Origin of the sequence: Komagataeibacter diospyri (assembly GCF_043995075.1) — a bacterium.
GTDB classification, from domain to species: domain Bacteria; phylum Pseudomonadota; class Alphaproteobacteria; order Acetobacterales; family Acetobacteraceae; genus Komagataeibacter; species Komagataeibacter diospyri.
In genome coordinates, this window is the sequence record NZ_CP171836.1 from 838,023 (window position 1) to 860,077 (window position 22,055).

Consider the following 22,055-nt stretch of genomic DNA (forward strand, 5'->3'; position numbering starts at 1 on the left):
GGCGGGTGTCTGATTGTCGACGATGATGCGCGTGCGGCTTGATGAAAGTTTTTCCGCACATCTAAGGACAGGGGTGAGTGGCCCGGAAGTCATGGACCAGGGGCATGTGCTCCGTCGTTATCGGTCGTGGGGGATGACATAGATCTATGCCTCTGGGCCGAATAACCGTTGGCCATTTTTATGTCTCTGTTTGTTCATCCATTCCCCCAAATCGTCGTCGGTAGACTGCGGGTGTGATGCCCGTTTGCCGTTGAAAAGCGCGACGAAATGTGTCGATGTCCTTGAAACCAAAAGCAACAGCGACTTGCTTGGGATAGTCCCCGGCCTCCAGTCTGCCACGCGCAAGATCAATGCGGATCTGCTCGACCCATCGAGCTGGGGTCATGCCTAATTCCTGACTGAAAATACGTGCGAAATGGCGCGCGCTGAGCCCCGACCGGTTCGCAAGTGTCGCCGTACGGGCGTCTTCGTCAGGATGAGCAATGAGCCATCTCTGAATATCCTGGATGACCGAGCGTCCGGCAGGTCTGACTTCACCCCGTCTGCTGAACTGCAACTGGCCTCCAGGCCGTCGGAAAAACATGACTAACTGGGACGCGACGTCTTTTGCGAGCGCCAGACCGCAGTCTTCCTCGACCAGAGATAGTGCAAGATCAAGGCCTGCAGTCACGCCGGCGGCTGTGCGAAGCGGTCCATCTCGCACGTGGAGCGCATCGGGCTCGATTTCTGCAGCAGGACATGCCAGAGCAAGTTGATCGACTACGGCCCAGTGGGTCGTCACTCGCCGACCATCAAGAAGACCTGATGCCCCCAAGAGCAACGCGCCCGTGCAGATGGAGCCATAACGACGGCAATTTGGTGCGACACGACCAATCCAGTCGACAATTTTCGCTTCATAACGGGTGTTTTTCAAACCCGGCGCACCGGAAACAAGAAGGGTATCGAACCGATCGAAAGCGTCATCTACTGTACAGTCCGGTAGAAACCGCATTCCAGATGAGGATTCAATTGGCCGGTCAGAGACACCCACGACAAAAAGAGCATACGCTTTATAGCCGATCTGGATATTGGCTTCTGCGAACACATCCAGTGGACCTGAAATATCCAGCATCTGTGCACCGGGGAGCGCTAGAATGCCAATTTTGCGCATGTTCTTTCTGTGTCCAGCCATGACGTAAAATGTCTTGTTCCGTCGTCACACGATCATAGGAGACATTGTATCCAAAAGATATGATTCAGGCAGACATACAGGGAAAGGCAAACCGATGCCCACCATCAAGATACCCGACAGCAAACTGGTAAAAGAGATTGCCGAGTTCGTGCGCGACACCGAAACAGAGCTTCTGTTCAACCATTCCAGCCGTGTTTATATGTTCGGTGCCCTTGCCGGTGCACACAGAGGCCTGAATTTCGATCGTGAGCTACTTTACGCGGGGGCCATGTTTCACGATCTTGGATTAATGGCGGCTTACAGCAGTCCCCATGAGCGTTTCGAAGTGGATGGAGCCAACGCGGCGAAGGCGTTTCTTTCCGGTCGTGGGATTGCTCCGCAGGATATTGACCTGGTCTGGACGGCGATTGCACTGCATACCACGCCCGGCATCCCCAAACATATGCATCCGATTGTCGCTCTCGTGACTGCAGGTGTGGAAATGGATGTCCTCGGGCTTACCTATGATGAATATACGGCTATTGAACGAGACACGGTCGTCAGGGCATTTCCTCGTACGCCGCATTTCAAGGAAGACATTGTTCAGGCGTTCTACGAGGGTATCAAACATAAGCCAGAAACAACATTTGGTAACGTGAAAGCCGACGTCCTGGCTGACAAGGATCCGCATTTCCACAGAGGTAATTTTTGCAGCGTTATCCGCTGTTCCCATTGGAGCGGGTGATAATGTGGTTATTGTATAACGACAGCTCTGGTGATCCTGAAATACACGGCAAACACAACGTCGTGCAGGTCTGGGTGCGGATCTTCACGACATACGTGCTGGTACGTTTCGAGGCAATCCATCAGGCCGTCAACGGCGCGAGCGTGCTGGCCTCACAGATCCATCACCTGACCCTGCCCGGTCGCGGATCCGCGGTCATCCGCAACCGTAATGCGCGAACCGGGAGGTCCAGAAATTCTCTCGCTCTCTCTCCAGTCGAGAAACCCGACCTGGTACCAGGTTCCGGTGAGATTCTGGTCGATGTGGCGGCGGCCTGTGTTAACTTCATGGATACCGGCATCCGGCGCGGTCTGTTCGGGACGGAAGCCGGCCGGAACCTCCTTGGCGTCGAGAGTGCGGGCCGCGTTCTGTCCGTCGGCAATATTGCGCCGCTTGATTTGGTGCGTGCTCTGGCGGGCGTTTCGAATTCTTCTGCCGGACCGACCGGGTGACCAGTACAAAGAGGCTTGTCGACATTTTTATTGCCCGATCACGAGCGTGATGTGTGCTGCACCTGACTTTCAGCGAATAAGGGTCGCCCCTGCCAGTAAGGCCAGGAACACCAAAATGTTCATCTTCGGCTCCCAATAACGCATGAAGGTGAACGTGATCGCAATCCAGCCTGCGGCAGCGGCAAATGATATCGCTGTGACCTCTCTTTGATCACCGAGTGCTGGCGCCTGCCACGTCAGCCAGAGGCAGAGGAGACCAAAGACAACCTGACCGAGTGCAAATGACGTATTGAGGCCATAATACAGGGTTGTCTCCGGTCCCGGTACACGCTTGTGGCGCACGTATTGTGAGACGACGTCGACGAGAAAATGCAGTGTTCCACTGAAGGTCAGCCAGATGTAGGCGGCAAGCAGCAAAGTCCTGTGCATGTTGCTTATCCGAAGCGCACATGGGTTAGCTTTTCAGAAATATCCCACAGACGGGCTGAAGCCTCCCGGTCGAGTGCGGCGGGGGGGATTCTGGCGGCGGTGGGATATCCGCGTGTCTCGCTCAGTCTGTCGGGGCCATAATAGCCGCCCCCCTTTGCCTCGGGTGACGTTGCGGCGAAAAGGGTCGGCAGCGCACCCTGGGCAGCTGGCTGGAAAAGAAACCACAATACCCGTCGCGCGATGCTGAAGATGCTTGAGGCGCCAGTACCATTAGGAAGAAGGTCTGTACGCGAAATACCAGGATGAGCGGCGATACTGGTTACCCCCCAATGCCCGGCTTCGCTGCGACGCTGGAATTCCAGTGCGAACATCAGGCAGGCCAGCTTGGACTGGCTGTAAACCGGCATGGGCTTATAATCATGTGCTGCCTGAAGGTCATCAAATGCGATCCGGCCGTCACGCGCCGCGATGCTGGAGAGCGTTACAACGCGCGGATTGCGACCCTTGCGAAGCAGGGATAGCAAATGCGCGGTCAGTGCGAAGTGCCCGAGATAGTTGGTTCCGAACTGCAGTTCGAAACCATCCGGGGTGAGTTTGCGTGTGGGGGGCATCATCACCCCTGCATTGTTAATCAGCACGTCGAGATGGTCGTTCTGGTTGCGCAGACGTTCACCAAACGCGGCAATTGACGCAAGATCAGCCAGATCAAGAACCTCAAAGCTGATGGAAGCTTTGGGCGCTTCCCTTTTTATCCGGGCAACGGCGTCCGCGCCTTTGCCGGGGTTTCGTCCGGCGAGAATGATCGTTGCCCCGGCGCGCGCGAGCGCCAGTGCATCCTCAAACCCGAGGCCGCCCGTCCCGGTCACGACGAATGAGCGCCCGCGAATGTCTGGAATGTTTGATGTCGTCCATTTTCTCATGTTGGGCTCCTGTATCAGCAAGGAATTCTCTTCGGGGAGAGGAGGCCGGCATTTCGACGGCAGCGCGCTATTGATCCCGGCAGATACCCCATATTTAGGCGTACACGGCGACAGGACGAATGCCCGAACTCTCAAATTTCTTGCCCGATCCTGTAATGCTCTGGCTCAGACGATGAGCCGCGTGTAGATGGGAACTGTTGGAATTTTGGCTGGAGCAAGAAATGTCTTCATCTCTCGCCAGGGCTGTAACCTGCTATCTGGACGGGCGGGGTTGTGGCGCAGACGGGCTTTTCACGACGTCTTTCGACGGCCTGAATATCATCAGGCTGAGCGGAAAGACGTCACCGAATGGCATGGTTTACAAACCATCACTCTGTATTACCCTTCAGGGCGCGAAGGAGGTAGAGTTTGGCGACGCCATCTTCGCGTATGGCGCCATGGGGTTCCTGCTGGTTAGCGTCGAAATGCCCGCTCTCAGCCGTGTGACGCAGGCAAGTCACGCGTGCCCATATATTGGCATCACCCTGGATCTGGATGCAGGTATCCTTCGTGAGGTCATGACACAACTGACGCAGCCACCTTTACCGTCGAATGATCAGGGAATTGGAGTATTCGTCGCCGAACTTTCTGAAGATCTGGCCGACTGCGTCCGGCGGCTCATACGGCTATTCGATAATCCGATGGCGCCTCCGGTCCTCTGGCCTGCGATCATGCGGGAAATCTGTTTCTGGCTTCTGACCGGACCCCATGCGGGCGAAGTCTGTAAACTCGTCCTGCCTGACAGTCACCTGCAACGGGTTGCGGAAGCCATTCATCTGCTGCGCGCGAATTTTACAAAGCCGGTGCGGATCGAGCATCTTGCTGCCGTTGCACGCATGAGCCTCTCGTCCTTCCATCAGCATTTCAAGACACTGACGTCCATGACGCCGCTCCAGTATCAAAAGCAGTTGCGACTGCTTGAGGCGCGTCGCCTCATGGTATCAGAGGATGTCAATGTCTCGCACGCGGCGTTTGAAGTTGGTTACGAAAGCGCGTCGCAATTTAGTCGGGATTATGTTCGCAGGTTCGGGATAGCGCCCAAACGGGATGTGATGGAACTCCGGTCCTTCATCATCTGACTATGCTGGAGCGAATGCGAAGGTTTGTCCGTATCAGATTTCCTGTGTCAGGAACTACAGGCTTCCCCCGCTCATCTGCCTGTCTGCTAAATAAAATTAACAGACAGGCAGCATTTTCGCTTACAGGGTAACCACTTTGATGCCCCCGCGAACAGCCACCCGCCTGTTGCCTTACCGTGCTGGTATTCCGTAGTGCGACCTTCCCGGTCGGTGATCAGGCCGTCCCGTGGCTGACTGACCACAAAAATCCACAGGATCGTTGATGTTCGAGGAATAATGGCCGCCTTTTCCCTGATGTCCGGGTAAAGGACGAAGATCACTGCAGCAGAACCATTATTTGATGACGTCGATATCAGTACCTTCCTGCAGGTCAGGAGAATACAGCCTGATGGGCGACAAAGGAAACGCAACCTGTCGATCCACCGGGCATGTAAGGCGGATCGACAGGCAGGAAATTGTTAGCCCATTCATAGGGGAGCCTGACCCTATGGACAGCAGGTTTCTTTCAGATCAGGATGGAACGCTGATGGAAATTATGACGTAAACCGCTCTCCAGTCATTTCTTCGCTTTTTGCCCACAAGGCCTCGGCATGTGCCAGATCGACAGCATAGGCACGCACACCCCCGTCAAGCAGTCCTTTGGGCGCGTCATTGGGAATGACCTGTGCGACGTGGCAGTCCTCGCAATAATGCCCGCCTGTCGCATTGGCGTCTGCAACAACACCAGCCCATACCGAGGTCGCGGCGCCCTGTGGGATTGTTTTGAACTCAAAGGGCGGTTTGCCATCAGCAGCAGCCTGCGCGTTGATCTGCGCCACCATTTTTTCAAGTTCGCCCTGTGGCAGGTGGCGCACCAGTTCCGTCATGATCCCGCCAGGGTGAACGGCAGTGGCCCGTATACCCTGAGCCCGGTGCCGGGCATCGAAAGCAACCGCGAACAGGATATTGGCGGTCTTTGACCGGCCGTAGGCAACCCATGGATCGTAAGGCGTGTGTGCGAAGTTCGGATCGGCGAGATCGACATCCGAAAAACGATGCCCGGCGGAGGAAAGATTGACCAGACGCGAGCCTGCCCGCAGCAGGCCGGCAATCCGGTTGACCAGCACGAAATGCCCCAGATGGTTGGTGCCGAACTGGGTTTCGAACCCGTCCTTCGTATGCCCGAAGGGGGTCGCCATCACGCCCGCATTGGCAATGACCAGATCGAACGGTTGGCCTGCCGCGTTCAGACGGTCCGTGGCGGCCCGAACGCTTGCAAGATCCGCGAGGTCAAGTTCAAGCAGTTCAAACGATCCGCCGCCTTTTTCCGCATCAGCGCGGACCTGTGTGGTTGCGTGTTCCGCCTTTGCAACGTTGCGTACGGCGCCCACGACCGTGGCCCCATGGGCTGCCAGCGCACGGGCTGTCTCAACACCAAGCCCTGCTGAAACGCCGGTAACGAGAACGCGCCTGCCGGCAAGGGAGACGCCGTGCAGGACATCCTCGGTTGTGGATGTTGCGCCAAACTGCTGTGTCATAGTCTGTGCCATGATAGGCCTCCAGCATGAAGGGAGCGCCATTTCCTTGCGGAAAGAGCGCCCGGGGAGTTATGTGGAAGCATGCTCCGCTTATTTATATACGGAGCATCCATCCGTTTAACAAGAGGGAAAGACGTGGAAGAGGACCAGACGCGCCGTCGCAGGCCACGCAGCGATGGACGTAAAAATCGCGAACGCCTGCTGGAAACGGCCAGGAGCGCCTTTGGATCAGGCGAAATCGACATTCCCCTTGATGAGATCGCGCGGCGTACCGGTGTAGGGATCGGCACGCTTTATCGACATTTTGCCAACCGCGATGCCCTGATCGAGGCGGTCTATCGCGATGAACTGAACAGGCTCGCCGCAGCAGCCACCCATCTGGCAGGGACACAGCCGCCCGTCGAAGCGCTGCGCGCGTGGCTGAACCTGTTCGTGGATTATATCGCGACCAAGCAGGTGATCGCCCCCGCGCTCAACAGCCTCCTGGGCGGAACGGACGCGATCTATGCGGACTCCCGCACCGTTCTTACCGCTGCGATTGACGGGCTTGTCGCCCGCGCCATGGAAAGTGGTGACATCCGCCCTGACATTGAACCGGTAGACCTGCTGTGCGCTCTCGGTGGTGTTTCGAACTACGCGACAGGCCCCGGCTGGGAAACACGGGCGAAACGCCTTGTTGATGTTCTGATTGCAGGGTCGCGTCCCGAAGGATGAGGGTTACGGCCAGGGGCGGCGTGACATGTCCTTTGGCAGCCGGAACGTCGCCAGAAGCAGCAGGCCGCGGAAGACATAGAGCAGACCGAATGCCGCCGTAAAAGCCGCTGAAACCGAAAGCGGGCCCGCGGCATGTGACAGGCCGCATCCCGGCGCCGCGGTGCAGGGCGTGGTCAGGGCCGGACCGCGCGATACGCTGCACGATAGTGAGGGTGACGGTCGCCATGGAGATTTCCGAAAGCGGTCATTGCGTCCTGGCGCCCCGTTTGCATGATGACTTCACCTCGTCGTGTCGAAGAAGCACACGGCGTATGCGGTAACCTCTCCTACTGCCTTGATGCCCGGAAGGAAAACCTCAATGATCCGTTTGCGTCATATCGTCATCGCTGCACTGCCGTCTCTTTTTGCCGGGCACGCCAGTGCGCGCATGGTCGACAGGCCAGTCTCATGGACATTCGAGGGCACGCGCTATGACAGCGTCCTCGTCTATGACGACGCGACGACCGCGCGGCGGCCGGCGCTGCTGATGGTTCCCGCATGGTTTGGCGTGAACGCGAATGCCATCCGCAAGGCCGAAGGCGTCGCGGGGCAACGCTACGTGGTCCTGCTGACGGACATGTATGGCGCCACGATCCGCCCGAAGGACACTGCCGGCGCACGTGACGCCGTTGCTCCTCTGCTGTCTGACCGTCCCATGATGCGTCGTCGGGCGGCCTTTGCCCTGACGCAGCTCAGGACGCTTGCATCGCAGGCACCGATCGACACGACCCGCCTTGCCGCCATCGGCTACTGCTTCGGCGGGGCGGCGGTGCTTGATCTTGCCCGGTCCGGCGCGGACATTGCCGCCGTGGTTGCGTTCCACGGCAATCTGTCGACGGACGACCCCGCCCTGGCGCACGCGATCCGCGCGCGCGTCCTGGTCATGAACGGGGCGGACGACACCACGACCAGTCCCCAGTTTGATGCCTTCCTGACCGAAATGCGCGGCAGTCCCGCCCCGTGGCAGTTTCTGGCCATCGGTCATGCGGTCCACTGCTTCACCGAAAAGGAGGCAACGGCCGCAACCGGCCTGTGCCGGTACGACGCGCAGGCGGATGCCTGGTCGTCGATGATGATGCGCGCGTGGCTTGATGAAAGTTTCTCCGCCCATTGAGGCTCCGGTACATGGAATAACGCACCATACCGATGGAGCGATGCGATGTGCTGCGGCATATGCGCTGCAATGCGGCCATCGAGGGCTTCGTGCATTTCCGTTTCACATCCGGGGCCGGTGCAAAGACGCAGGGTTTGCAGAAAATCCTGCGTCTGTATGGAGCCGGACGGTCCTTGATCCCGCTATCGATGTCAATGGTCCCGTGTGGGGAATCGCCGTTTGGCGTGACCAGTCCGTGCACCATGAACAGGGGCGGTCCAGTGGTCACGGGTTGCGGCTACGTGATCCATGATCATCGGTCGTGGTGGCCGCTCCGTCTGCGGCACCCATCTGGAACAAGTCCACTGCACGCCTGTCCCATCCGGAGCCTCATATGGTCTTCGTGATGCCGGGACAGAGCCTGTATACAGAGGAGGTCGATCCTCGCGAGTTTATCCGCAACCTCGACCGTCACGATGTGGAAGGGCAGGCTCACGCCATGAACCTGATTGGCTCGGTCTGGAGCATATGCCGCAAAATTGACGGGGCAATGTATGGCTCCGCCGTTCTTCAAAGCGGCGTAGATCGGCAGCATATCCGGCTGTGTCGTTACTGCCGTCCGGGAAAAAACATAGCCTTTACCCATCAGGCCATCGAGCTGGTGACTGACGCGCATTCAGAAGGCGGCATCATCCACAAGGCCCGCCTCGACGCATCGGCCAATGTGATGGCAGGCCCGTTCCCTGGCGCCCGGCAGCCCGTATGCGCACAGAAGGGCCACCATCATGACGTCCGTATCCATGATTTCATGGGCTGGCCTGTTTTGTGCAACCGTCATGCATCCATCCTTGCCTCCCGCCTGTCCTGTGCAATAGCCGGGGAAGGATGACAGGTGTGCGCCTCCTGCCCGCCCTGGCGTCGGGCGGATGATGACGTGTTTGCATGAGGCATAGCCGCGCCCTGCCTATTTCTACGACGGTGAACAAATCTCTCCATGCACCGCTGGACACAGGTCCGGGTGTCGTATTCGGCAGGCTACCCGACAAGGAGGCCGCCTCAGTGCAAAAGGTGTTATCACGCGCCTGTTTCAGGATATCACGCCCCGCCTGGCTGAGCTGCCCGTCCGCAGCCCCGGCGTTGGTGCTGGTGCCTCTGTCACCAGGGCATGGCTCTCCACGGAGTCGTTTCCGCGTCTCTCGGGTGTCATGGCAACTGAGTATTATGTAAATAACAGTTATTCTATATAATAAAGAGGGAGGGATACCAGACAGTCTCCCTGATTATATCAGGGGAGTTTCTTATAAAATGTATAGAACAGGCCGTTATTCAACCGCTAGTTGAATGAATTCTTCTGTTGCCGTCTTCTATGTCAAACTGTATCCATGAATGACGAAATATGTCGTTTTCAAGGCGACGTTCCATTCAATGCAGGACCGACCGGTTATTGCCGGTCAGGCTGACCGTTCAGGGGGGTACTGATGCAGTTCAGGGCCGTGGCGAGTGCTTTTCTTTTTTCTGCGGTCCTGACGGGGGCTGCCCATGCGGCGGGTACGGCATCGGTTCCTTCTCCGGCAGCCACGCCAGCGCCTGCAAGGTCTGCGGGGACGGCTGGTGCGCCGCAGGCCCCGGCCCAGCCGTCGCCGATCACCACGCAGCAGAATTTTGGCGCCTGGCAGGCCAACTGCACCTATGCGCCCACGACGCGCGCGGCCGCGCTGTGCGTGGCGGCCCAGCAGCTGAGCATGCAGCAGCAGGGCAAGACCGTGCCGCTGGGCATGGTGATCGTGGCGCGTGCCGCGACCGACAAGGTGGCGATGACCGCGCGTCCCTACGAGCTGAGCATCATGACCCCGCTGGGCTTTGACCTCACGAAGCCTGCGACCCTGTCGATGGATAACGGCAAGCCGCTCAGCCTGCCCTATCTGGTGTGCAATGCATCGGGGTGCCTGTCCACGCTGCAGGCGACGCCAGCCATAATCGCGGCGCTGAAGGCGGGCAAGACCGGGCATATCCGCGTCAGCCGCGTGCCTGCGCAGGGCGGCGGGACGGTCACCATCAATTACGACATGAGCCACTTCTCCGACGCCTTTGGCGCGATCGAGACCTGGTCCAGCCAGAAAGCGCCTGCCTGACGCAGGCGGCATAGTCCGGATTGCGCATGATGCGCTGGCAGTTTGGGGCGGCCGCAGCCGTGATGGTCCTGCCCGGTGTGGCAATGGCCCAGGTTCCTGGCCTGCCCGGCGGCGTGATGCCGGCGGGGCCGGGCTCGTCGCAGGATCAGTTCCAGCGCTTCGAGCAGCACCAGGAGCAGCTTGACGCGCTGCCGCCACCGTCAAACGACATCCAGGTGCAGAAGCCGGCTGCCCTGCCGCAGGCGTCAAAGACCTGCGTTACGGTGCATGACATCACGGTCGAGGGCGCGCAGCACCTGTCGCGCGGCACGACGGATGCGCTCACCCGCCCGCATATCGGCACCTGCATGGCGGTGCGCGATCTCAACGGGCTGATCAACGCGCTCAATGCCGCCTATATCCGCCAGGGATTCATCACCTCGCGGGCCTACCTGCCGGAGCAGAAACTTTCCAGCGGGCATCTGCGGATCGTGGTGATCGAAGGGAAGCTGGCGGGCGTCGAACTGAAGGGCCGTCCGACCCGGCTGGCGACCGTCATGGCCTTCCCCGGCCTGCACGGGAAAATTCTCAACCTGCGGGATCTGGAGCAGGGAATCGAGGACATGAACCGGCTGAGCCACTGGGGCGCGCGCATGCGCATTGCACCCGGTGGCAAACCGGGTTCCTCCACCGTGGTGGTGACCGCGCCAAAACGTGGCGTGCTGCATGGCCAGGTCTGGTTCGACAATTACGGCCAGCAGATCACCGGGCAGGAGACGGGCCATGCCATGCTCACGGCGGAAAACCCGCTGGGGCTGCTGGATTTGTGGTCAGTGGAATACGACCATTCGCTTGTCGGCCATGCCGGGCAGCGCGGCACGTCCTACCTGTCGGTCAACGGGTCGATCCCGTTCGGCTACTGGACCGTGTTCGGGTCGTGGTGGCGCTCGCAGGATGACTATCCGCTCGCAACACTCAGCGACATCTACCACCTTGGCGGCGGCCGACGGGACTGGCGGCTGGGCATCTCGCGCGTGCTGCTGCGCAACCGTATCGGCGTGACCACCTTCCAGGCCAGCTACGAGCGCAAGTCGTTCGGCTCGGAGATCAACCATACGGTGATCGACACCGAGACGGCGCGGCAGGCCTTCGTCAACGTGCAGGTCAGTGAATCGCTCAAGGGCTGGGGCGGGGTGTGGTACATCACCGGTGGCCTCAAGGTCGCGGTGGATGGCGCGGGCACGTGGTCGAACTTCATCCGTCCAGGCTGGCAGGACCCGCATTCCTCCTACCTCAAGCCCTCGCTCGACATTGACGGCTACAAGCCGCTTGCGCGCGGCGTGCTGTGGCATACCACGCTGCACGGCGAATACAGCACGCGCGACCAGTTTCCCACTAATGAACTGCAGGTGGGTGGCCCCTATTCGGTGCGCGGCTTCCTCGAGCAGGTCCTGCTGGGCAATGACGGCGGCTACATGCGCAACGACTTCTCGTGGCAGCTGCCCACAAAGGGCCTGAAGTGCGGGAAGTTCGCCTTCATCTGCCACCAGGTCATCGAGGGCACCCAGCTTTACGCCGCCCTTGATGTCGGCGTCGTGCGCGCGGGTTTTGCCTCCTCCTCCACGCCGCCTGCGCTGAAGGGCGGCGAGATGGCGGGCGGTGGCCTGGGGCTGCGCAAGACCACGGGGCCGTTCTTCTGGAACGTCTCCCTGACCCATTCCATGTATACCGGCCCGCTTCCCTCGGAAGGGCTGATCCCGCTGTTTCAGGTTGGAGCGAAGATATGATGAAGACGCCCCGCAGGGTTGCCGCACCCGATATCATTCCGGGTCCGTCACGTCTTCAGCGCTGCGTGCATGTCTTTGCCGCCGTCTCCCTGTTCCTGGCCTCGACCGTGTCCGCCGCATCCGCCCAGCAGGCGGAGCCGCAGATCGTGGTCGATCCCCATGCCGGCGGCCCCGAGCCGACGCTGGACAAGACCCAGAACGGCATCGACCAGGTCAATATCGCCACCCCCAACGCGGCGGGCGTGTCGCATAATGACTTCATCCAGTATGGCGTGCCCGAAAGCGGTGTGATCCTGAACAACGCCACCACGGCGACCGAGACGAAGATCGGGGGCGTGGTGTATGGCAACACCAATCTTGACGGCCATGCCGCCAGCCTGATCCTCAACGAGGTGACCGGCACCCTGCCGACACAGATGCTGGGCTATACGGAAGTGGCGGGGCACCAGGCCTCGGTGGTGGTGGCCAACCCCAACGGCATCACCTGTGCGGGATGCGGGTTCATCAACACCGCCCATGTGACCCTTGCCACCGGCACGCCGGAGATGGATGCCAGCGGCAACCTGAAGGATATCGTCGTCCGGGGCGGCAACATCACCTTCGAGGGGAAGGGCGGAGACTTCACCACCGTGCCGGTGCTCGACATCCTGTCGCGCTCGGTGACGCTCAAGGCGCAGGTCAATGCGGAGACGGCCACTATCGTGGCCGGGCGCAACCGGGTCGATTACGGCACCAACGCGGCCCATCCGCTGGCGTCCGACGGCACGGCCGCACCGGAATTCGCGATTGATACGGCGGCCCTTGGCGGGATGTACGCCAACCGGATCTACATGGTGGTCAACGAGGCCGGCGCCGGCGTGCGGGTTGACGGCACCATGGCGGCCAATGCAGGCGACATGACGCTGACCGATGCCGGCGACCTTGTGCTCAACGGTTCCATGGCGGCTTCGGGCAACCTGCAGGCGCAGGTGGGCGGGCAGGTCAGCAATGCCGGGACGCTGCAGTCAGGTGGCGGGATGCAGCTGGCGGCAGGCGGCGCCCTGAATAACAGCGGGACCATTGGCGGCGGTACGACCCTGGCCGCCCGGGCGGCTGCGATCGGCAATAGCGGGACGGTGACGGCCGGGGCTGGCGCGCTGTCGCTTTCTGCGACCGGTGCGCTCGATAACAGTGGCGGCATCGGCGCATCCGGTGGCGCCCTGTCCGCCCGGGCAGGGTCGCTCGCCAATACCGGCACGATCGCAGCCCAGGCGGGGCTGACGCTGGCCAGCGCCAGCACGCTGTCCAATGCCGGTGGCCAGATATCGAGCACGACCGGGCTGGCCTCGATTGCCGCCGTGGGGGCGCTGGATAATACGGGCGGGAAGATCCTCGACCAGTCGGGTGACATGACGCTGTCAGCGCAGGCCGTCACCAATAATGGCGGGGCCATCCAGGCCGGGGGCAGCCTGACTGCTGCACTGGCCAGCTATACATCCGACACCACGGCTTCGCTGACGGCGCAGCAGGCCCTTGCCGTCACCGCCACGGGGGCGGTCGATAACGAAGGCACGCTGGGTGGCGGCACGGGCGTGACCGTGACGGCGGACCACATCGCCAACGGAGCATCCGCCCTGCTGCTTGCAACCGCGGGCAACCTTACCCTCAACGCGGCGGGGACTGGTGGCCTGGCCAATACGGGGGTCATAAAATCCCAGTCGGCATCGGGCAGCCTGACGATCGACGCCGCCACGCTGGCCAACAGTGACAGCATCCTTGCCGCCGGCACGCTTGGCGTGCGCACGGCCGGTACGGTGACCAGTACGGGGACGCTGTACGGGGCAGCCGGCCTGAGCCTTGCGGCGGGTGGCGCCCTGTCCAACAGGGGCGGACAGCTTGGCAGTGATACGGGCATGGTGCAGCTTGCCGCCGCCAGTCTCGACAATACCGGTGGCAGGATCATCGTGACGGATGGTGGCCTGAACATTGATGCCGCCAGTGTCGCCAATAATAACGGCTGGCTGCAGGCAGCCACCCTCATGTCCATCGTGACGACCGCGCTGGACAATACCGGCGGGACGGTTCTTGGCGGGACATCCGTCAGCCTTGCGCGCGATGCGACGGGGGCGGCCCTTGACCACCTGACGAACGCATCCGGTCTGGTCGAGGCTGGTCGCGATCTCACGATCAGCGCGGTGAGCGTTGACAATACATCCGGTGGCCTGGTCGGGAAAACCGGTTCTGTTGCCATCACCGATAATGGGTCGGGACAGGGGCTGTTCACCAATACGGATGGCGCGGTCCAGGCGGGTGGCGCGCTGACCCTTACGACCGGCCAGTACGCCAGCGACACATCTGCTGCCCTTCAGGCAGGAACCGCGCTTGACCTGTCGGTCACGGGGGCGGCCGATAATGAAGGGGCGATCACGGCGGGTAACGGGCTGACCCTTTCGGCGGCCAGCCTGGTCAATGGCGCGAAGGGTACCATTGGTGCGCTGGCCGGGGACACGACGATTGCCGTCCATGGGAATGCGGCATCGCCTGCCCTGTCCAACGCTGGCGCCATCGAGGACGCGGATGCCGCCGGTGTCCTGAAGGTTGATGCGACGTCGCTCGCCAACACGGGCACGATCATCTCGCAGGGGAACCAGACTCTTGTCACGGCCGGTTCCCTGTTCAACAGCGGCGAAATCGCTTCCCTTGGTGGCGGTGGCACGCTTTCGGCGGCGGATCTGACCAATAGCGGCCTGATCGCGACTGCGGCGGGCCTTGACGTGTCCACGACGGATGACCTGCTCAATACCGGCACGCTGTATGGCGCGACCGGGCTGACGCTTGGAACCGGGGGCACAACGTCCAATCCGAGCGGTACCATCGGCACGGGGGATGCGGGCGCGCTGGTCCTGACGGCGGCACAGGTCGCCAATGACAATGGCACGATCCAGGCCGGGTCCAGCCTCGCGCTTTCCACCGCAGGTCTCGATAACGAAGCCGGCACGATCCTCGCAGGGGGCACCATCGGGATCGGCAACGGCAGTGCCACGACGCCGCTGACCGCCCTTGATAACCGCGGCGGCGCGGTGCAGGCGGGCGGCAATCTGACCATTGCGGCGGCCAGCCTCGCCAACACCGCTGGCACCCTGGTCAGCGTGGACGGCAACGTCACGCTCTCCGCAGGGGCTCCCGCCACATTGATGACAACGCTGGACAACACTTCGGGCGGCATCATCCAGGCGGCCGGAAATGTCTCGATCGCGGCCGGTACGATCGGCAATGATAACGGCCGCATCCTCGCACTCGATGGCAACATCGCGCTGGACGCCGACAGCGCGCCCGTATCCGCCCTGGCCTTCTCGAACGCCGGTGGCGCGGTCAAGGCGGCCGGGAACCTGTCGCTGGTGACGGGGACCTGGTCCGATGATGCCACAGGCGTCATGAGTGCCGGTCAGGATCTGTCCGTGGTGGCGGCGGGCGACATGGATGTTGCGGGCACGCTGGTGGGCGGGCAGGGGTTGACCCTCACGGCGGCTGGCCTGACGACCGCGTCAGGCGGGCTGATGGCAACCGAAAACGGCGTGCTTGACCTCGTCCTGACCGGAACGGGTAGCGGCGATGGTCTGTCCAATGCCGGGCGGATTGAGGCCGAAGGCCGTGGTGCGACCCTGAACGCCAGGACGCGTGCCGCCCTGGCCAATGGCGGCACGCTGGTCTCGCAGGGGGATGTGACGCTCGCGGCGCAGGGCGTGACCAATAGTGGCGAGATCGGTGCGCTGGCCGGTCTGGTGGACCTCAATGCGGCCTCCCTTGCGAATACCGGAACGCTGGTCGCGTCTGATCAGATGAACGCAACCCTGTCCGGTTCCGTGTCGAATTCCGGTCTGGTCTATGGCACGCAGGGCGTGACACTGAAGAGTGGCGGCGCGATCGACGATACCGATGGACGGATCGGGGGCAATGGCGCGGTCGCCCTTTCGGGGACCAGCCTGACCAACACATCCGGCGCGGTCATCTCGGGTGCGGGCACTGTGAGCGTCACCACGACTGGCGTCGTGGGCAATGAAGGTGGTGCGATCCAGGGCGCGGGTAATGTCGTGCTGGTGGCGGCGTCGCTCGATAACACCAGCGCCGGCCGGATCGTCAGCACCGGCGGCACGCTGGATGTCCGCAACGCAGGCGGTGGCGCGATGGCGCAGGTCGCCAATGACGGTGGCGCGCTTCAGGCAGGCAGGGATATCACGCTGGTTGCCAATAGCCTGACCAACGGGTCGGGCGGGCTGGTCAACGCGGCCGATGGCAGCCTGCTGGTCTCCGCCGGTGGCACACAGGCTGCCGCCAGCATCAATAACGCGGGCGGCACGCTGCAGTCATGGGGAGACCTGACCCTGGTGGCGGCCGGGCTGGACAATGACGGCGGCAGCGTGATCGAACGCTCCGGCCAGAATACCCTGTCGCTTGCGAATGCCGGCGGCGGCGCCATGACCGGGTTCAGCGATACGGACGGTGTGGTGCAGGCGGCGGGCAATCTTTCGCTTGATACGACCTCGCCTGGTGGCGCTGCGCAACTGGTCGCGGGGAACACGCTGGCCGTGACGCTCACGGGGGGCCTCGACAGTGGCACGCTGTTCCAGTCCGGTGGCGATACGCTGCTGCGGGTCGGGGGCGATTACACGGCCGAGGCCGGTGGCGGGGTACTGGCCGGGGGCAATGCCACCGTCACGGCGGCATCGCTCACCAATAACGGCGCCCTGATGGCCGAAGGCGGGGTGCTGGACGTATCCTCGGGCGGGGCAATCACCAATACCGGCCTCATTGATGGCGCGGCCGGGGTGGCCCTGGACCTGCCCGGGACGTTGACCAACCAGCTCGGGGCCATCCTGTCGGAGAACGGGTCGATCGGGATCAGTAATGGCGCCAGCGGGGCGGCCACCGCCGTGTTCAACCGCTCCGGCGAAATTGTTGCTGACAGCGCCAGCGGGGATGTCCTGATCAACGCCGGCACGGTCACCAATGATGTTCTGGGTGGGGTGACGGTCGTCAAAAACACCGTGCTGTGGAGCCATAGTTACAAGGGCGGCAGCAATGTCGATATTCCCGTGCCGGCAGGCCTGCTGGACACGGCGACCGGCATGCAGGGCACGGGCCAGCTTGTCGGTCATTCCAACGGGGGCACGATCTATGTGCAGGAAGATGGCGGGCGTGCCACGCTCAACAACGCCGCTTCCCTGATCTCGGCCGGGCGTGATGTCGATATCACCACGACGGGTGGCATCGTCAATGACGCCAGCCATATTGCGGCGGGGCGCGACATCAACCTCAGCGGGGGCAGCCTCGACAATATCGGCTATGCGGTGCAGCACGCTTTCTACGTTACGTGCAAGAATTACTGGGGGTGCACCTGGAGCAGCCAGTCGGATCCAGCTTTCACCGGGGCTGCTACATATGCTCATCATGTCCATCATTTTCTGGGTATAGGTAGCCATTGGGATCCGGCACCGCAGCCCAAGGAAAAATGGGGATCGAGCGAGACCTATTACGGCCCGACCGGCACCATCGTTGCAAAAGACAATATCACCGGCACCTTCACGGGCACGATCAACAACCAGACGGAAATCGCCAACGCGAGTTCCAGTGAATACACCACCTATACCGGCGAGACGCCAGGTGGCCTGTCTCCGGTCGCCGCCGCGTCAGCCGCATCCGGGGTTGCGGCTGACGCCGCGCTGAACGGCGGGGCGACGGCGGCCCTGGCGGATGTCAGCACCGGGGTCACGGGGGCGACCGGCACGCGGAGCGGTGCGGCAGCGCCCGCCACGGCGGGTGCTACCCTGGCCTATCAGGGGGTCGAGACCGCGCAGGTGAAGGCCTCGGCCACGGCGCAGGAAGCGGCGATGACGCTGCCGGGCTTTGCCACCAGCAGCGACCCGACCATCCCGACGGTGATCTCGGCCATTCCGGGCGGCAGCGCGCTGTTCATCGCCGATCCGGACCCCGGCGCGCATTACCTGATCGAGACCAACCCGAAATACGCGACCTTCAGCGGTTTCTACGGCTCGCAGTACCTGGTCAACCGGCTGGGCGACAACACGGCGGATTACGAGTTCCTGGGGGATTCGTATTTCGATACCGAGTTCATCCAGCAGCAGATCGTGGCGTCCACGGGCCAGACCTTCCTGGGCAGCAGCTACGAGACGGCCAACGAGCAGATGGAACTGCTGCTCGACAACGCGGTCTCGGAATCCAATGCGCTTGACCTGACCTTTGGCGTGGCGCTGACGGCCAGCCAGCAGGCGGCGCTGACGCAGAACATCGTCTGGTATGTGCCCGAGACAGTGGACGGGCGGACCGTTCTGGCGCCGAAGCTGTATCTGGCCCCGGGCCAGGCGACGCTTTCCGACGGGGCGGAGATCTCGGCCACCAACGTGTCGCTGACCGGCTCGAGCATCAACAATACCGGCACGATCAACGCCAGCAACGCGCTGTCGCTGACGGCGACCAGCGGGGATATCGTCAATGCGGGCGGGACGCTGTCGGGTGGCAGCGTGGCGCTGGCGGCGCTGAACGGTTCGGTTGTCAATGAGGACCAGCTCAACACCTTCATGGTCGATGGCGGAAAGGCGCAGTCGCTGGGCGCGCAGGGCACCATCACCTCGGGGGGCGATGCCCAGATCTATGCGGCGAAGGACATCACGTTTGATGGCGGGTCGCTCAGCGCGCTGGGCGATACCACGCTTGTGGCAGGCCAGGGGATCACGCTGGGTTCGGTTGCGGCGAGCGCGTCGCAGGACATCGAGCAGCATGATTACAGCCATCGCGCGGCCGAGACGGAGAATTTCGGGGCGTCGATCAGCACGGGCGGGAACCTGACGGCGGCCGCCCTTGGGGGTGACCTCACCCTGGCGGGGGCAACGGTTGCGGCCGGGAAGTCGGCCACGCTGATGGCGACGGGCAACGTGAACCTCAACGCGGTCACCGACAGCCAGTCCTCCTATACCCGCACGGTTGAACACGGGTTCCTCAACAGGACGACCACGACTTCAAGCGAGAGTTCAACCGACCAGGTCGGCAGCACGGTGGCGGCCAATGACAACGTCACCATGGTCTCGGGCAGGGACATGTCCGTGGCGGGTACGGTTGCAGGCGGCGGCAATGTCACGCTCCAGGCAGGTGGAACGTTCACCGAAAACGCGCTGAAGGATACGGCCAATGCTTTCTATGAGCAGAAATCGTCCGGGCTGTTCCTTGGCACCAGCGGGGCTTCTGCCAGGATCGGTTTTGGCAAGACGACCGATACCGACAGCTATTCCCAGACCAGTTGGACCCCCAGCGAGATCGCGTCGACCGGGGGCAACCTGAGCATCACGGCGAACGGGCCGGTCACGATCAACGCCTCTGATCTCGGAGCGGCGAAGGATGCGACGGTCACGGGATCGTCGGTGTCGTTCAATGCCCTCAATGACGTCACCACCCAGACCCAGACGCACAAGTCGCTGTTCATCGGGCAGACGACCGGCCTCGATCCGAACTCCGTCGTGGGGCAGATGGTGGATATTGCCCTGTCAGCCTCCCAGGCGAGTGGCAAGGATAGCGGGCGTCTCGCCGGGCTGGACGGTGCAGCGGCGGCGGGCATGGGCGCCCAGGTCGGTCTGCAGGCGTCAAAACAGGTCAAGTCCGTTTCTAGCCTGTTCGAGAAAGGCGACACCGCCAAGGGCAATATCGACCTGATTGCGGTGCAGTCGAATATCGGCTTTGACCTCGAGAAGTCGAGCACGACGCTGACGACGGGCACGGTGCAGGGTTCGACGGCGGCGGCGGGCAATACGCTGGCCGTGACCGCGACAGGCGGCGTGCCGACCGACAGCCAGTCGGGCAATATCGTGGCGACGGCGTCCCAGCTTTCGGGCCAGGACGTGACCCTGACCGCGCCGGGCCAGGTGACGCTGCAGGCGGGGTATGACACGACGCACGAGGTCGCCAGCTCGAAATCGATCGAGGCGAGCGTGGGGGCCTCGGCCAGTATCGGCACGAAGGGGGCCGGAGTCAGCATCGAGGGGCAGTTCGGCTTCTCGAAAAGCAACACCAATGCCGCGTCCAGCACGGCGGTGGACAGCACGGTCAGCGGCACGGACACCGTCACCCTCGCCAACGCGACCGGCACGACAACCCTGAACGGGGCGGAGATCAGCGGGAAATCGATTGATGTCGCCAGCAAAGACCTGACCATCACCACGGCGCAGGATACGTCGAACTATAATTCGAAGACCACGGGTGTGGACGCCAGTTTCTCGGTTCCGGTCTGGGGCGCGGGGGACATCGGGGGCAGCGCGAGTTTCAGTCACACGACTGTCAGGGACAGCTATGCCTCGACCGAGGCGACGCAGTCCGGGCTGTATGCGGGCAGTGGCGGTCTTGATGTCACGGCGAGCGGTATGACGACCCTGAACGGGGGCGTGATCGAAAGCACGGCGGCGGCCGCGCTCAACCATCTGTCCACGGGCACGCTGGTGGCCAATGACATCGCCAACCATGCCGACGCCACGGCGAAGACGATGGGCTACCAGGCCAACGTCATGAATCCCGAAGGGGCTACGGGCGGTGGCACGGGCAGATTCGCCACCGCGATCGGCGCGGGCATGGCGGCCAATGCCGGTGGCCTGCTGGGGGCCGCGACCCGTAAGGACGCCAGTTCGGTCACGCAGTCGGCCATCGGGTCGAACGTGCAGATCGCAGCCGGCAGCACCAGTGGCGACCTGTCCCGCTCGCCCTCGACGTCCAGCCACCCGCTGACCAACAGCTTCGACGCCCGGCAGATGCAGAACGACCTGCAGATCCAGCAGGTTGGATCGCAGGTCGTGGGACAGGTCGGGGGCATGGTTTCGGATGCGCTGGATGATGCTCATGTCGCCGGGTTTGGAACGGAGGACGTTTCAAATGCCTGGGGACGCATCGGCATCGAGACGGCGGGGAATGCGCTGATAGCGGGTCTTGCTGGAGGAAATATCGGCTCGGTGGCAGCCAGTACGGCGGCGGGCGACGTTGCCACGATTGCCACGCGCCAGTGGGCCGGATCCGTTGCCCGGTCCATGACGGATGATGCAGACGGCCAGCGCGTGATCGAGAATGTGCTGAGCAACGTAATCGGGGCTGGCGCGGGCGCAGCGGCCGGTGCGGCTTCCGGTGGCGATACGACAGTCAATGCCCTCAGCGGGGCCGGATACGCTTCAGCTATTCAGCAGTACAATGAAGATCATGAACCGGAAGGTAATCTAGAATTAAAATCCACTTCATTTAAGAAAAACGAAACAACAGATGAAGGAAATCAGTCGTCTGCATATGTGTCGGCACCAGTGCCTGATGATAGAATAGTAGACCCGCGTTCCGAACCTTATAGGCCTGGATACACTTCCGCTGGTTTGAAAGACAGTGATGGCAACATCGTATATATAGATAATGATACACACGTTAAATATGTGTTCGATGCTCACGGTATGCGCCAGTCGGCTAACTTTGGAGGTAAGGTCGAGAACGGAGTAACTGGAGATTCTTCGTCTTTCTTAATTAAAGAGAACGAAGTCGGGAGACAGTTAATAGAGGGGAAATTACCTCAAAGTGAAGATGGTATTAGGAACAATGTGGCGAATAACATTATTGGGAAAGATAAGCTTAAAGATGATTTGGCTTCTATTCAGGAAAAGCCGAAAACTTATGATAGTGAGTTAAGTAATCTTATGAATGACCTATACAGACCTCTTGCACGGGTCGGTTCCGGAAGTACTGCGGATGCTGTTCGGGCGGAGCGGACTACAGGTGAAGGTGTTGGCGGAAAGTTTCATAGTGAGAAGGCAGAAAACTATGTTAGAGCACTTGAAAGCTGGCTTAATACGCATCCCAATGCACTAACAACCGATAAAATGGCCGCTCAGAATGTGTTGCGTGATTTAAAAAATTCATTAGAAGGCAAGTAA

General features: G+C 61.6%; 13 protein-coding genes. 9 read left to right on the top strand and 4 right to left on the bottom strand.

Features of this window, described 5'->3' with window-relative positions; all coding sequences use genetic code 11:
* Positions 1 to 178: 178 nt before the first annotated feature.
* Entirely contained in the window at positions 179 to 1,150 is a 972-nt protein-coding gene (locus tag ACE2AA_RS03895; RefSeq protein WP_395371277.1) for a GlxA family transcriptional regulator, read from the bottom strand.
* Between the two features lie 115 nt (positions 1,151 to 1,265).
* Between ACE2AA_RS03895 and ACE2AA_RS03900 the strand changes: the two genes are divergently transcribed.
* Entirely contained in the window at positions 1,266 to 1,895 is a 630-nt protein-coding gene (locus ACE2AA_RS03900) for an HD domain-containing protein (RefSeq protein ID WP_395371278.1), read from the top strand.
* Positions 1,859 to 2,386, top strand: coding sequence for a hypothetical protein (locus ACE2AA_RS03905; protein ID WP_395371279.1), 528 nt, complete (start codon positions 1,859 to 1,861; stop codon positions 2,384 to 2,386). The genes ACE2AA_RS03900 and ACE2AA_RS03905 overlap by 37 nt, the downstream gene beginning before the upstream one ends.
* A 69-nt stretch (positions 2,387 to 2,455) precedes the next feature.
* On the opposite strand, the gene ACE2AA_RS03910 is transcribed toward ACE2AA_RS03905, so the two are convergent.
* Positions 2,456 to 2,815, bottom strand: coding sequence for a hypothetical protein (locus ACE2AA_RS03910; protein ID WP_395371281.1), 360 nt, complete (start codon positions 2,813 to 2,815; stop codon positions 2,456 to 2,458).
* Between the two features lie 5 nt (positions 2,816 to 2,820).
* Positions 2,821 to 3,735: an SDR family oxidoreductase gene (locus ACE2AA_RS03915; protein WP_395371282.1), complete on the bottom strand. Its 915-nt coding sequence runs from the start codon at positions 3,733 to 3,735 to the stop codon at positions 2,821 to 2,823.
* A gap of 221 nt (positions 3,736 to 3,956) precedes the next feature.
* Between ACE2AA_RS03915 and ACE2AA_RS03920 the strand changes: the two genes are divergently transcribed.
* A complete protein-coding gene (locus ACE2AA_RS03920) occupies positions 3,957 to 4,853 on the top strand; it encodes an AraC family transcriptional regulator N-terminal domain-containing protein (protein WP_395371283.1) in 897 nt (298 codons plus the stop codon).
* A 533-nt stretch (positions 4,854 to 5,386) separates the two neighbouring features.
* Here ACE2AA_RS03920 and ACE2AA_RS03925 read toward each other — a convergent pair.
* Entirely contained in the window at positions 5,387 to 6,370 is a 984-nt protein-coding gene (locus ACE2AA_RS03925; RefSeq protein WP_395372119.1) for an SDR family NAD(P)-dependent oxidoreductase, read from the bottom strand.
* Between the two features lie 135 nt (positions 6,371 to 6,505).
* On the opposite strand from ACE2AA_RS03925, the gene ACE2AA_RS03930 reads away from it, so the two are divergent.
* From ACE2AA_RS03930 to ACE2AA_RS03955, 6 genes are all read left to right on the top strand, one after another.
* Positions 6,506 to 7,084, top strand: a complete 579-nt coding sequence (locus ACE2AA_RS03930; RefSeq protein WP_395371285.1) for a TetR/AcrR family transcriptional regulator — start codon at positions 6,506 to 6,508, stop codon at positions 7,082 to 7,084.
* Between the two features lie 358 nt (positions 7,085 to 7,442).
* Complete coding sequence (locus ACE2AA_RS03935; protein ID WP_395371286.1) at positions 7,443 to 8,237, top strand: dienelactone hydrolase family protein; 795 nt, start codon at positions 7,443 to 7,445, stop codon at positions 8,235 to 8,237.
* 373 nt (positions 8,238 to 8,610) lie between these two features.
* Positions 8,611 to 9,105 carry a hypothetical protein gene (locus ACE2AA_RS03940; protein WP_395371288.1) on the top strand — a complete coding sequence of 165 codons (495 nt, stop codon included), beginning with the start codon at positions 8,611 to 8,613 and terminating at the stop codon, positions 9,103 to 9,105.
* Positions 9,106 to 9,694: 589 nt separating this feature from the next.
* The gene (locus ACE2AA_RS03945) at positions 9,695 to 10,348 is read left to right on the top strand and encodes an invasion associated locus B family protein (protein ID WP_395371290.1); all 654 of its coding nucleotides are present in this window, start codon (positions 9,695 to 9,697) and stop codon (positions 10,346 to 10,348) included.
* 26 nt (positions 10,349 to 10,374) lie between these two features.
* Complete coding sequence (locus ACE2AA_RS03950) at positions 10,375 to 12,114, top strand: ShlB/FhaC/HecB family hemolysin secretion/activation protein (RefSeq protein WP_395371291.1); 1,740 nt, start codon at positions 10,375 to 10,377, stop codon at positions 12,112 to 12,114.
* Positions 12,111 to 22,055, top strand: coding sequence for a beta strand repeat-containing protein (locus tag ACE2AA_RS03955; protein ID WP_395371292.1), 9,945 nt, complete (start codon positions 12,111 to 12,113; stop codon positions 22,053 to 22,055). The genes ACE2AA_RS03950 and ACE2AA_RS03955 overlap by 4 nt, the downstream gene beginning before the upstream one ends.

Bases quoted from the DNA above. Each gene is read 5' to 3' on its own strand.
- ACE2AA_RS03895 (WP_395371277.1), bottom strand. From the start codon at position 1,150: ATGCGCAAAATTGGCATTCTAGCGCTCCCCGGTGCACAGATGCTGGAT.
- ACE2AA_RS03900 (WP_395371278.1), top strand. From the start codon at position 1,266: ATGCCCACCATCAAGATACCCGACAGCAAACTGGTAAAAGAGATTGCC.
- ACE2AA_RS03910 (WP_395371281.1), bottom strand. From the start codon at position 2,815: ATGCACAGGACTTTGCTGCTTGCCGCCTACATCTGGCTGACCTTCAGT.
- ACE2AA_RS03915 (WP_395371282.1), bottom strand. From the start codon at position 3,735: ATGAGAAAATGGACGACATCAAACATTCCAGACATTCGCGGGCGCTCA.
- ACE2AA_RS03920 (WP_395371283.1), top strand. From the start codon at position 3,957: ATGTCTTCATCTCTCGCCAGGGCTGTAACCTGCTATCTGGACGGGCGG.
- ACE2AA_RS03925 (WP_395372119.1), bottom strand. From the start codon at position 6,370: ATGACACAGCAGTTTGGCGCAACATCCACAACCGAGGATGTCCTGCAC.
- ACE2AA_RS03935 (WP_395371286.1), top strand. From the start codon at position 7,443: ATGATCCGTTTGCGTCATATCGTCATCGCTGCACTGCCGTCTCTTTTT.
- ACE2AA_RS03940 (WP_395371288.1), top strand. From the start codon at position 8,611: ATGGTCTTCGTGATGCCGGGACAGAGCCTGTATACAGAGGAGGTCGAT.
- ACE2AA_RS03945 (WP_395371290.1), top strand. From the start codon at position 9,695: ATGCAGTTCAGGGCCGTGGCGAGTGCTTTTCTTTTTTCTGCGGTCCTG.
- ACE2AA_RS03950 (WP_395371291.1), top strand. From the start codon at position 10,375: ATGATGCGCTGGCAGTTTGGGGCGGCCGCAGCCGTGATGGTCCTGCCC.
- ACE2AA_RS03955 (WP_395371292.1), top strand. From the start codon at position 12,111: ATGATGAAGACGCCCCGCAGGGTTGCCGCACCCGATATCATTCCGGGT.